Origin of the sequence: Acinetobacter sp. UBA6571 (genome assembly GCF_002434085.1) — a bacterium.
In the GTDB taxonomy this organism is placed as follows: Bacteria; Pseudomonadota; Gammaproteobacteria; order Pseudomonadales; family Moraxellaceae; genus Acinetobacter; species Acinetobacter radioresistens.
The window spans coordinates 98,636-111,272 of the sequence record NZ_DJJJ01000031.1 but is presented as its reverse complement, the minus strand read 5'-3'; the positions used below and the strand labels follow the sequence as shown (position 1 = coordinate 111,272).

Below are 12,637 nucleotides of genomic sequence, written 5' to 3'. Positions count from 1 at the left end.
CAACAGCAGTTAGCCTATTATTTTATATACTATTACCAGTCATTAGGGGACTTATTTGGCAGGACGCATTTGTCCGGGAACAGGAGGCGCTTCAAGTCGCGGTCCAGCATGACCCTCAACGTTTCCAAAACGGTGATCATGTTTCTCCCATTGCTCACGCGCCTGTCTTATTTCTTCAGAAGTTCGTGCAACCAGATTCCACCACAGGACTATTGGCGTTTCAAATGGTGCGCCGCCTATCAATAAAAGACGGGCATCTTTATTTAATTCAAGTTCAATCTCTTCCAGACCAGGGGGCAATACCAGCATATTTTGTTTATGTAATTCATGGCCGTTCACTTGTGCATTGCCTTCCAGAACAAGAAAACCATATTCAAATTGTGGATTTAAAGTAAAAACCTGCCGACTATCTTCTCTAGCTTTTAAATCAACACCGAGCAACGGACTATAAACCTGTACCGGAGAAGACTGTCCTAGAAATTCACCGACCAGTACAGTACATTGTAGCTGATCCTTTTCGACAACTGGCAACTGAGGATAATGTTCAAATTTAGGTAACATGTTGCGCTGCTCATCAGGTAAGGCAATCCAGAGCTGAGCAGCATGCATCCTGGTTTCTGACTCAGGAGAAACTTCGGTATGGGTAATTCCATATCCTGCTGTCATCAGATTGACTTGTCCCGGCTCAATGAGCTGTTCAGAGCCGATACTGTCCCGGTGCATTACCGTTCCTTCAATCATCCAGGTAAAAGTTTGCAGTCCGATATGAGGATGCGGTCCCACCTTCATGCCCTGCCCCGGTTTAAATGTGGCTGGTCCCGCATGATCCAGGAAACACCATGCACCAATCATACGTTTATAACGGCTGGGCAGAGCCCGCTGAATTACAGTGCCCTGTCCAATTTCAGCGGTACGGGTAGGTATTTCCTGTAATTGAGTTGCATGCGGCAGTATATGCTCTGCCGGCTCTATAGTTCTGGTCCCTGATTTATTCATCTTTATACTCTTATCATGTTTTATATAAAATCTGCTTGATCTGATTCGGTTATAACGTAAATTTTCTGCATAAAAAAGGACGCAAAAGCGTCCTTTTTAATAAGGGATATTTTAAGCCAGCTAACTAGAGCATTTTAAAACTGATTCATAGAAAACCCTAATAAAATGCTTCAACCTGTAAATAGCCTGTTTATTCCCATTCAATCGTAGCAGGTGGTTTAGATGACACATCATATACCACACGTGATACATCTTTAATTTCATTCATGATACGGGTAGATATACGGTCTACCAGGTCATAAGGCAAATGAGCGAAACGTGCTGTCATAAAGTCAACTGTCTCCACAGCACGCAGTGCAATCACCCATGCATAACGACGGCCATCCCCTACTACACCCACAGATTTGACAGGCTGGAATACAGCAAATGCTTGGGCAGTCTTGTCATACCAGCCACTGGCACGTAATTCCTGCATGAAAATATCATCAGCAAGACGCAGAATATCAGCATATTCCTTTTTCACTTCACCCAGAATACGCACACCAAGGCCCGGGCCCGGGAATGGATGACGATAGATCATGCTATGTGGCAAGCCTAAGGTCGTACCCAGTTTACGTACTTCATCCTTAAACAGGTCACGTAACGGTTCAACCAGTTCAAAAGCCAGGTCATCTGGTAAACCGCCTACATTATGATGCGATTTAATCACATGGGCCTTGCCCTGTTTGCTGGCAGCAGATTCAATCACATCTGGATAAATCGTACCTTGTGCCAGGAATTTTACACCGTCGAGCTTACGTGCTTCTTCAGCAAAAACTTCAATAAACTCGCGGCCGATAATTTTACGTTTTTTCTCTGGATCAACTTCGCCTGCCAATGCGCCAAGGAAGCGCTCTTCAGCAGCAGCACGGATTACACGGATTCCCATATTCTGCGCAAACATTTGCATAACCTGATCGCCTTCATTCAGACGTAAAAGGCCATTGTCGACAAATACGCAAGTTAGCTGGTCTCCAATCGCTTTATGCAACAATGCTGCTACAACAGATGAATCTACGCCACCTGAAAGTCCCAGCAATACTTTTTCATTACCAATCTGTTCACGTAACTGTTCTACACGCAAATCGATAATATGTTCTGGAGTCCATAGACCACGACAGCCACAGATCTGATGTACAAAATTGGAAAGTAACTCTGCACCTTTAGAGGTATGTGTTACTTCTGGATGAAACTGGATGCCATAGAAGCGGCGTTCTTCATCAGAAACCATAGCAATTGGACAGCTTGGCGTACTGGCAGTCACGCTAAAACCGGCTGGTAGCTGACTCACTTTGTCACCATGGCTCATCCAGACATGCAGCTGGTTTTCACGGTCTTGCAGCTGTCCGATCAGGCCATCGCGAATCAGAATATCTACTTCGGCATAACCGAATTCATGCACCACACCAGGCTCTACCTTGCCACCCAGCTGTTCGCACATGGTTTGTAGACCATAGCAGATTCCCAATACCGGCACCCCTAGCTCAAAAACCAGTTGTGGTGCACGCGGACTACCTTCTACGTGGACACTTTCAGGACCACCAGATAGAATAATTCCGTTCGGGTTAAAAGCACGAATGTCTTCTTCAGACATGTCATAAGCATACATTTCAGAATATACGCCTGCTTCACGAACACGGCGTGCAATGAGCTGGCTATATTGAGAACCGAAATCCAGAATCAGAATACGGTCTTCAGTAATTTGGGTATTGGTAGTCATGACAAACAACTATGAAAGGCAATCGAAGTAAGCGCGCTATTCTAGCATTTTTTGATGTATTAAGCACATTATTCAGACATATCAATTTTTTAAAATTTTTTGATGATGGGCTTTTTTCATAGCGGAAAAAACAGAAAATAGTCCTTAATCTGTTTTTCAAGGATTTATATTGAATGACTCTTCTCTTTCCTCAAGAGTTTATTGATATTTTTGAACTCCCTATATAAATGTATTTTTTTATATTTTGCTGCTGACTTTCAGCATAGGCACTGCTAGGATTTGGTCACCCCGTATGCTTGTTTTTTCCCCATGGAACTCCTCGATTTTATCTTACACGTTGACCAGCATTTACTCGAATTTGTCCGCGATTATGGCATATGGATTTATGCAATTTTATTCCTGATTATTTTTGTCGAAACAGGTCTGGTCGTCATGCCCTTCCTACCCGGAGATAGCCTGTTATTTGCAGCCGGTGCAATTGCTGCTTCTACCGGCATGATGGATCCATGGGTGCTGGGTATCTTGTTATTTATTGCTGCTGTACTGGGCGATACACTTAATTATCATATTGGTCGGTTGGTGGGCCCCAAAGTCTTTGAAATCAACTCGCGTTTTATCAATAAAGAACATCTGTTTAAAACCCAGCGTTTCTTCGAGCGGCATGGCGGTAAAACTGTAATATTTGCGCGTTTTATTCCTTTTGCCCGGACTTTTGCACCCTTTGTAGCAGGGGCCGGTAGCATGAACTATAAATATTTTCTAAGTTATAATATTGTTGGGGCCTTTTGCTGGGTTGGATCTTTTATTGCATTAGGTTATCTGTTCGGTAACATGCCTATTGTTAAAGATAATTTTACCCATCTGATTTTCGGTATTATTATTTTAAGTATTCTGCCTGGTATTATTGGTTTTATCCGGCAAAAAATTATAAATAGACGAACAGTGGCTGAAAAAAGTTAAGTGCTATTACAACTTTTTTATCATCATTTATACCGTATAAATATAGCCGATCTTTTAAAATGATCGGCTATATTAATTTCAAGAATACATCTGCTTTAATTCAGAAAATTAACATTAACAAGGTATTCAAAAAAAATTATAACGGTTCTATAGTACAATATCCGCCATACATCTTTAGAAGATAGACAACTCTATAACAAGAACCTGAGCTGGATAAATAATATCTAAATTATGACCGATCATAATATTGAGGATCTATCGCTTTCTGCTTCGAAATAGCGAGACCCTAAATTTAATATATGGCCGATAATTTATAGCAGCCATAGAGGCACAGTCAGTTATAACCTTTTTCTCAAATACCCATACTAAAAAGCAGAGTTATATAAATATTTTAGCTTAGGTGGTAGCACGTTTAACCAGCCGGATCGGACAGTTTTTAAACTGGGCAGCTTGTGCAATAGCTTCTTGTTCACCCAAAAGACGTGCGGTTTCAGTCCGCTTTGTATTTGAGGACTCCCCCATATTTACCGAAACAGATGGCCCGATTCCCCAGCCGCCACGGCTGCCCCAACCACCTCCAATTCCTACACCTAAACCTACACCTGTACGTGTAGCAGGTGTTACGCCCTGATCGAGATATTGTTGAATACGGTTATATTCACTCTGCAATTGCTGGCAGTTTAATGCCTGATATTGAGTGGGAGAAACATAGCTGGGTTTTACAGGGGTTGCACAGGCACTTAATAACAAAGCCGATACAGCAGCCACAGATAAATAGATTCTTTTCATTGAGAATTCCGGACTCAAAGCTTGTCTCTTTATTAAACAATCTGTCTACCAACCAGGTCAAATCATATTCAGTAAGAAATTCGTGATGAGATGGGATGGCATATATACGTGCTGATTTAATTACAAAGAAAATCTCTGAAATGAGCTCCTTTAACCGGTCTATAAATTAACCACACCGCTGCTCAAGCTGTATATGACGTGCTAAAAGTTTGGCTTAATGGTCACGAGTAAAATAATGGCAATAAAAGCAAATAAACCAATGGCCAAACCGGCTCGACGCTGTACTAATAACATAGAATCGTCCTTGCGAAAAGCCTTCATGAGCGAGGAAAACAGAACGATAAACAGAATAATCTTGGCATAAAACCAAGGCTGTACCATAAACTGATTCATCACTAATAAAATAATACCTGTTAAAATGATCAGGCTAAAGGATAAGTGCTGTAGTGCGACCAGTATCTTACGTCCGATGGGGTTTGGCTGGTTGCCCTGTGTTCCGATAAATAGGGTCAGGCCACGCAGCACAAAAACAATTAGAGCTAGTGTGGCACTGCTCATATGTATAATTTTTAAGAACAGATGAGTATCCATGTATAATTTATACTCTTGTTAAACTTTAGGTGCATGGGCGCATTCAGGACTTGCAGGTGCAATCCCCGGCCATTCAGTCGGTAAATAAGCATGAATAGCCAAGGCATGGATATTACCAGGACTCATCAAATCTGCCGTCAGAGCATAAATTTTCTGATGACGCTGTACCAATCGTAGGCCAATAAAAGACTCACTGACAATAATAACTTTAAAGTGTGTTTCTTTACCCGGGAAATAACCGCCATGACTTGAAGATTCATTAACTACCTCAAGATGAGTAGGTGACAAAGTCTGTAATCTTTCAATTAGTTGCTGTTCTAGGCTCATAACTAGTCCTCTGAGTGATTATTGGAGTGGAATTGAAGTATACGTGTTCCTCAGCCAGCTTACCTTAGTAAAATCTTTATGTTTTACATCTTTTTATAGTTATACCTCGATATAAAACCAACTACCTTGTGCTGAATGACAAGGCAAGCAGGCTAAAAGATGATAAAAGTTGAATTTAAATAGCTTAAAATGATTTTATTTTATGCAATCAGTTCAATATTCTGTAGAAAAATGTTGACCGGTATCTTCCATAATGTATTATAAGCGGCACGCGGGAATAGCTCAGTTGGTAGAGCACAACCTTGCCAAGGTTGGGGTCGCGAGTTCGAGTCTCGTTTCCCGCTCCAGATTTTTTAGTTCAAGTTTTTATAAAAACTGCTCAATATGCGGGAATAGCTCAGTTGGTAGAGCACAACCTTGCCAAGGTTGGGGTCGCGAGTTCGAGTCTCGTTTCCCGCTCCAGATTCTAAAAAGCCTCAAGTTGAACTTGGGGCTTTTTTAATGCTAATCGAATATATTGTTTTTGAGTTAAAATCAAAAAGCTAAAGCAAAATTTATAAGTTTAAAAATAAGCTATCCTTAAAATCGTATTGTTAATAAAGTCATATATTTGTGGGTATAGAATCATACCAGTCATAAGAACATTTTAGCCAAGGAAGCCGTGCTACTGGTAAAATGAGTAATGTTCACTGGCCCTATAATAAATATATAAAGACTTACCGGATAATAAGAATATAGCTGCAGCAGGTTAACCTATCCGAATTATGGATAAGTAAGATCTTTAATTTTTATATAATGCTTTTTTTATTTAACTGCTAAAGACAGGTTATATATTCAAGTTTAATTTACTTTTATGTTCTTTATTTTTTGTAAGCGTAAGTGATTGATACTTAGAATAACTTTTCGAAGGTCTATAATAAGATCCATCTTTATAAAAATTGATCATCACTCATGACTGTACTTACCTGCTTTAAAGCTTATGACATCCGTGGCAAGCTCGGAACAGAGCTGAATGAAGAGATTGCTTATAAAATTGGCCGTGCCTATGGACAGATTTATCAGCCTCAGACTGTGGTGGTGGGGTGTGATATTCGTCTTAGCAGTGAGTCTCTAAAACAGGCCACTATTCGCGGCTTAAATGATGCCGGCGTTAATGTACTGGATCTGGGTATGACTGGAACCGAAGAAGTTTACTTTGGGGCTTTTCATCTAAATGTACAAGGTGGAATCGAGATTACTGCCAGTCATAATCCGATGGATTATAACGGTATGAAACTGGTCCGTGAAAATGCACGCCCCATCAGTGCAGATACGGGTTTAAAAGATATTCAGGCTTTAGCTGAGAGTGAAAACTTTACACAGATACAAAAACCAGGAACTACCCAGTCTTATAATATTCTGCCAGAGTTTGTTGAACACCTGATGAATTATATCGAACCTGGCAAGATTCGCCTGCTTAAACTGGTCGTTAATGCCGGAAATGGTGCGGCCGGACATGTAATTGATGCTATTGAGACTAAATTCCGGACCTTAGATATACCGGTAGAGTTTATTAAAATTCATCATGAGGCCAATGGGCATTTTCCGAATGGTATTCCCAATCCGATTCTGGTTGAAAACCGTGATGTTACCCGCCAAGCGGTACTGCAACATCAGGCAGACCTAGGTATTGCTTGGGATGGCGACTTTGACCGCTGCTTCCTGTTTGATGAAAAAGGGCAGTTTATTGAAGGATATTATATTGTCGGATTGCTGGCACAGGCATTTTTGATTAAACAGTCGGGTGAAAAAATTGTGCATGATCCGCGTCTGGTATGGAATACCCTAGATATTGTCGAGCAGTACCATGGTGTTGCAGTCCAGTCCAAGTCAGGTCATGCTTTTATTAAAGATGTTATGCGGGAACACAATGCTGTGTATGGCGGCGAAATGAGTGCTCACCATTATTTTCGTGATTTTGCCTACTGTGATAGTGGAATGATTCCATGGTTACTCATTATTGCCCTGCTGTCAGAAACCGGCCAAACACTATCGAGCCTGGTTGAGCGTATGATTGAAAAATTCCCTTGTAGTGGTGAGATCAATTTTAAGGTTGAAGATACTCAAAAGACAATTGAGAATATCTTGGCACATTATCAATCACAACAACCGCAAATTGATAAGACTGACGGGATCAGCCTGAACTTTGGAGAATGGCGTTTCAATGTTCGTGCTTCAAATACTGAACCTTTGCTACGCCTGAATATTGAAATCCAGGCTGAACGGACTGCGCGACCGATGCTGCACTATATTGATGAACTGACCGCACTTATTCAGGGAAGTTAATATAAAAAATTATAAAAAACGGAGTATTGACTCCGTTTTTTCTTTTCAGGAATGATAACCTTGCGGATTTTGCTGCTGCCATTTCCAGCTATCTTTTAACATATCTTCCAAGGTATATCGTGGCTGCCAGCCCAATTCAGCCATTGCACGCGAATTATCTGCAAAGGATATTGCAACATCACCTGTACGGCGAGGAACAAACTCAAATGGAATCTTGACTTGATTCACTGCTTCAAATGCATTTTTTACCTGTAATACCGAAGATCCTTGACCAGTACCGATATTCCAGGCACGACATCCCTGTGAATTTAAACGGTTATTTAAGGCACATAAATGGGCATTTGCCAAGTCAACCACATGTATATAATCACGGATACCCGTTCCATCTACCGTGTCATAATCACTTCCATAGATTGACAATTTTTCACGGCGACCCACTGCTACCTGGGTAATATACGGCATTAAATTGTTTGGAATACCTTGTGGATCCTCACCAATCTGACCACTTTGATGGGCCCCAACCGGGTTAAAATATCTTAATAACGCAATAGACCACCGCTCATCCGCTATAGAAAGTTTCTCTAAGATCTGCTCAACCATTAGCTTGGTGTAGCCATAGTTATTGCTTGGCATACCTGTTGGCATTTCTTCTTTTAAAGGAGAGATATTGGCTTCGTCATAGACTGTAGCAGACGAGCTAAATACCAGCCGATATACCTGAGCTTTCTGCATCGCCTGAACCAGAGCTATACTGCCTGCAATATTGTTATCAAAATACACCAGCGGCACCTGCTGGCTTTCCCCAACTGCTTTCAGCCCAGCAAAATGAATAACGGCATCAATTTTATATTCATCAAATATCTGGTCAAGCACCTGATGGTCTCGTATGTCACCCTGAATAAAAACCAGTGACTTTTGTGTGAGCTGTTGTACTCGATGCAAAGCCTCTTCTGAACTGTTACTTAAATTATCAAGCACAATTACTTCATGTCCGGCTTGGAGTAACTCTACACAGGTATGCGAGCCAATATAGCCGGCTCCACCTGTGACTAAAACTTTAGCCATAATATTGACCTAATAACACTTTAATTAAACCTTGGGTAGAAGCATCCAGCTGAGAAATATTTTCCTGCTGACGATTCAGTATGGGGAGCAGTTCATTCGCAATCTGCTTACCCTTTTCCACTCCCCATTGATCGAATGGGTTAATATTCCAGATAACTGACTGTACAAAAACTTTATGTTCATAAAGTGCGATCAGCATTCCCAGACTAAATGGATTAAGTTCTTGTAACAGCAGGGTACTGCTTGGCTGATTACCTTCATACTGCTTATAGATCGGCAATTGTGCGGACTCTTCCTGATTCAGGGCTGCATTGCCAAATGCCAGTAAACGCGACTGCGCCAGACAGTTAGACAGAGCGAGGTGATGCTGTTCTACCAAGGCTTCAGCATTCTGGATATAGGTAAACTGATTAGCATTATAACGCTTGACTGGAGCAATAAAATCACAACTTACCGCTTGTGTTCCCTGATGCAGCAACTGGTAAAACGCATGTTGTGCATTTGGGCCTACCTCACCCCAGATAATAGGACAGGTATTATAATTTACCCGTTCGCTATTGCGCTGTACAGATTTGCCATTTGACTCCATTTCCAGCTGCTGCAAATAAGAGGCAAAATATTTCAGGCGGCCATCGTAAGGCAAAATGGCATGGGTCTGTATTTCCAGAAAATTACTGTTCCATACCCCGAGTAAAGCCATCAGTACGGGGATGTTTTTATGTAATGGAGCTTCCTGAAAATGCCGGTCTACTGTGTAAGCACCGCCCAAAAATTGTTTGAAGCCTTCAATTCCAATGGTTAGGGCAATCGGTAGACCAATACAGGACCAGAGTGAATAGCGTCCACCGACCCATTCCCATAACAGTAACTGGTTTTCAGGTACGATTCCCCATTCTGTCATTTTTTCAGGCTTGGTAGAGACTCCAATAAAATGACTTTTTAAAATATGGGGATGCTGGCCGAGTTCTTTTTCTAGCCATTGCCGTGCAGTCTGGGCATTTGACAGGGTATCGATGGTACTAAAAGATTTTGATGAAATAATAAAGAGGGTGGTTTCAGGACGTAACTGATGCAGCAGATCTGATAGCTGACTACCATCAATTGTGGAAACAAAGTGGACCCCCAGAGATCTGCGGCTCTGAACCTTGAAATCACCTAATGCATAAGTGGTCATCAGAGGACCAAGATCTGATCCACCTACTCCAATATTTACAACATCCCGTATTACTTCACCAGTCGCGCCGCGGAACTGTCCAGCATGGATTTTCTCGACCAACCCATACATACGTTGTAACTGTTCATGGACCTGTGCTGCCAGATCAGCATGTTTTACTTCATTTTCAGGCAACCGCAAGGCCCAGTGCATAGCTGCACGCTGCTCGGTGTAATTAATTTCCTGCTCAGAAAATAATGCATGAATCCATTCTGGTAACTTCTGCTGTTCAGCCAATGCTACCAGCTGTCCTATGACATCCTGATTTACCCGATGCTTGCTATAATCAAAGGTCAACTGTTCAATATGAATAGAATAATCATTGAAGCGGTCTGGTTCATTCTTAAATAGATCATTTAAATGCTGGGCTTTGAGTGCCTCAGCCAACTGTTCCAGCTTCTGATAGGCCGGCATATTTTTGGGAAACTCTGATGTCTGTTGTATATTCTGGTTCATATGCGCCCCACTCCTTCATAGGCAAAACCTTGGGCTCTGACATAAGCTGGGTCATAAATATTACGGCCATCCAGAATCATAGGATGTGCCATTAACTGTTTTAAACGGGAATAGTCTGGACTCCAGTAGGCTTTCCACGCTGTCATCAGACATAGGGCGTGAGCATCCTGTACTGCTTCATAAGGATTACGGCAGAGAATCAGGTCTTCACGCTTACCATAATAGTTTTCCAGATCTGGTAGAGCAGCCGGGTCATGCAGTTTTACAGTGACCTGCTGCGCCCATAAGGCTTCCAGCATGGTATGCACTGGAGAATTAATGGTACTGCTGGTATTTTCCTTAAAAGCCGCACCCCAGATTGCAACCGTTTTACCTTGCAAGTCACAGCAGTAATAATTCCATAATTTACGGAAAAGTATTTCCTTCTGCTGCTCGTTAATCTCCCAGACCTGCTGTAAAAGGCGACTGTTGGTACCACTACTCGACATAGTTTCTGACAGGGTCAGAATATCCCTGGAGAAATTATCGCCCCCGAATCCGACTCCCGGTTGTAAATAGCTTGAACCAATCCGGCTGTCAGCACCTAGGCCCAAACGTACATTTTCAATATCAATATGCAATTTTTCTGCGACCTGGGCCAAGTCATTCATATAGCTGATGCGGGTGGCGAGCATGCCAGAAATACTCAGCTTGGTAAATTCTGCATCCAGTATGGGCATGAACAGATACTGCTGGCTCAACGGAAAAAATGGTCTCAGCAGCTCACGGGTCTGGGTTTGGGCAAAATCATAATATTTTTCATCAATACCAATTACGACTTCACGTGAGTGAGTAAAACTCTCGGCCGACTTGCCCTCCTGAATCATGTCAGGCAAGTAAACCCAGGCATCTTTAGCCAGAATTTTCTGTAGTGAAGCTGTACCCTTCAAACCAAAAGTAGAACCATTGATCATTAATTTCGGGTGGATAATGGGTTGACGGCTTAAATGCTGGACAATATCTAAGGCTTCCTGAAAACAGGAGGGATTAAAACCAAAAAAATAGACATCAATATCTTCTTTTAAACTGCTTAAACTGGTCTCTTTTAAATTCCCCAAGTGTTTTTGCCGGCTCAGAAGCTCAAGTAGCTGGGTATCTAGGGTAAGACCTGGTGCACAGGTTTCTTCGAGTCCCTGACACCAGTAGACCTGGTGGCCTGTCTCTGCCCATAAAGCACTCATTACCGCGGCTTGTAAGGTTGCGCCAAATACCGCAATTTTCATAGTGCCTCCTGCTTTAAAAATTAAGTTCCTGAATTAATGCCTTAAAGTCTGTACCCAGCTGCGGATGATTAACCCCATAATGTAACACTGCCTTGAGGTAACCCAACTTGCTACCACAATCAAAAGTCTGTCCCTGCATCCGGTAAGCTTCTACTGCCTGTTTCTGCTGTAGAAGCGCAATCGCATCCGTTAACTGAATTTCATTACCGGCACCCTTGGGCGTCTGCTCAAGCAGCTGCATAATCTCTGCCGGTAAAATATAGCGGCCAATCACGGATAGATTAGAGGGCGCTGTACCAACTGCAGGTTTTTCAACAATTCCCTGCATGGCTATACTTTGCCCTGCTTCAGGTAGAAGAGAGACCTCAACAATACCGTACTGATCCACCAGCTCATCCGGTACGGCCTCTACCATGATCTGGGCAGCCTGTGCAGTCTCATAACGCTGCATCATTTGTGCCAGATCATTTATACCTTTCTCATTTTTCACCAGAACATCAGGTAACAGAACAGCAAAAGGTTCATTCCCTACTACTGCTTTGGCACAGAGCACAGCATGACCCAGCCCGAGTGGCTGTGGCTGGCGTACACTAATAACACTAATATGAGAAGGAATAATTTCAGTAATTTCTTTTAGCAGGTCAAACTTCTTTTTTTGTTCTAACGTGGTTTCGAGCTCAAAATTACGGTCAAAGTAATTTTCAATAGCTCCCTTAGACGCATGGGTTACCAGAATAATTTCTTCAATTCCAGCCTCTACTGCTTCACGTACCACATATTCAATCGCCGGGCGGTCAACAACAGTTACCATTTCTTTAGGAATAGACTTACTGGCGGGTAAAAAGCGGGTTCCCAGTCCCGCTACCGGAAGAATCGCTTTTTTAATCTGCATAT

At 42.2% G+C, this 12,637-nt stretch carries 10 protein-coding genes, 2 tRNA genes and 1 pseudogene; 4 read left to right on the top strand and 9 right to left on the bottom strand.

From position 1 onward, the window contains the following. Nucleotides 1–51 precede the first annotated feature (51 nt). A pseudogene (locus B3X18_RS05540) lies at nucleotides 52–933 on the bottom strand (pirin family protein); the annotation flags it as partial. 253 nt (nucleotides 934–1,186) lie between these two features. Continuing rightward, entirely contained in the window at nucleotides 1,187–2,755 is a 1,569-nt protein-coding gene (guaA, locus tag B3X18_RS05535; RefSeq protein WP_005017353.1) for a glutamine-hydrolyzing GMP synthase, read from the bottom strand. Between the two features lie 309 nt (nucleotides 2,756–3,064). On the opposite strand from guaA, the gene B3X18_RS05530 reads away from it, so the two are divergent. Further along, a complete protein-coding gene (locus B3X18_RS05530) occupies nucleotides 3,065–3,715 on the top strand; it encodes a DedA family protein (RefSeq protein ID WP_005017356.1) in 651 nt (216 codons plus the stop codon). Between the two features lie 396 nt (nucleotides 3,716–4,111). Here the strand turns inward: B3X18_RS05530 and B3X18_RS05525 are convergent, their stop codons facing one another. The 3 genes from B3X18_RS05525 to B3X18_RS05515 form a co-directional block, all read right to left on the bottom strand. Beyond that, nucleotides 4,112–4,504, bottom strand: a complete 393-nt coding sequence (locus B3X18_RS05525; RefSeq protein WP_005017358.1) for a hypothetical protein — start codon at nucleotides 4,502–4,504, stop codon at nucleotides 4,112–4,114. Between the two features lie 201 nt (nucleotides 4,505–4,705). Then, nucleotides 4,706–5,095, bottom strand: coding sequence for a SirB2 family protein (locus B3X18_RS05520; RefSeq protein ID WP_005017360.1), 390 nt, complete (start codon nucleotides 5,093–5,095; stop codon nucleotides 4,706–4,708). 18 nt (nucleotides 5,096–5,113) lie between these two features. Further along, nucleotides 5,114–5,422, bottom strand: coding sequence for a BolA family protein (locus B3X18_RS05515; protein ID WP_005017362.1), 309 nt, complete (start codon nucleotides 5,420–5,422; stop codon nucleotides 5,114–5,116). Nucleotides 5,423–5,693: 271 nt separating this feature from the next. Between B3X18_RS05515 and B3X18_RS05510 the strand changes: the two genes are divergently transcribed. The 3 genes from B3X18_RS05510 to B3X18_RS05500 all read left to right on the top strand — a co-directional run bounded on the left by B3X18_RS05510 (nucleotide 5,694) and on the right by B3X18_RS05500 (nucleotide 7,747). Next, nucleotides 5,694–5,769: transfer RNA gene (locus tag B3X18_RS05510), tRNA-Gly, on the top strand. Between the two features lie 39 nt (nucleotides 5,770–5,808). After that, a tRNA-Gly gene (locus tag B3X18_RS05505) sits at nucleotides 5,809–5,884 on the top strand. Nucleotides 5,885–6,373: 489 nt separating this feature from the next. Beyond that, on the top strand, nucleotides 6,374–7,747 hold the full coding sequence (locus B3X18_RS05500; RefSeq protein ID WP_005017365.1) for a phosphomannomutase/phosphoglucomutase: 1,374 nt from the start codon (nucleotides 6,374–6,376) through the stop codon (nucleotides 7,745–7,747). A 45-nt stretch (nucleotides 7,748–7,792) separates the two neighbouring features. Here the strand turns inward: B3X18_RS05500 and galE are convergent, their stop codons facing one another. From galE to galU, 4 genes are read right to left on the bottom strand one after another with little or no spacing between them, the layout of a single operon-like run. Further along, nucleotides 7,793–8,812 (bottom strand): UDP-glucose 4-epimerase GalE, encoded by a 1,020-nt coding sequence (galE, locus tag B3X18_RS05495; protein WP_005404730.1) that lies wholly within the window; start codon nucleotides 8,810–8,812, stop codon nucleotides 7,793–7,795. Next, nucleotides 8,805–10,481 (bottom strand): glucose-6-phosphate isomerase, encoded by a 1,677-nt coding sequence (gene pgi, locus B3X18_RS05490; RefSeq protein WP_005404729.1) that lies wholly within the window; start codon nucleotides 10,479–10,481, stop codon nucleotides 8,805–8,807. The genes galE and pgi overlap by 8 nt, the downstream gene beginning before the upstream one ends. After that, complete coding sequence (locus B3X18_RS05485) at nucleotides 10,478–11,743, bottom strand: UDP binding domain-containing protein (RefSeq protein ID WP_005017373.1); 1,266 nt, start codon at nucleotides 11,741–11,743, stop codon at nucleotides 10,478–10,480. Before B3X18_RS05485 ends, pgi begins: the two co-directional genes overlap by 4 nt. Before the next feature lie 13 nt (nucleotides 11,744–11,756). Beyond that, complete coding sequence (gene galU, locus B3X18_RS05480; RefSeq protein ID WP_005404728.1) at nucleotides 11,757–12,635, bottom strand: UTP--glucose-1-phosphate uridylyltransferase GalU; 879 nt, start codon at nucleotides 12,633–12,635, stop codon at nucleotides 11,757–11,759. Between the last annotated feature and the right edge of the window lie 2 nt (nucleotides 12,636–12,637).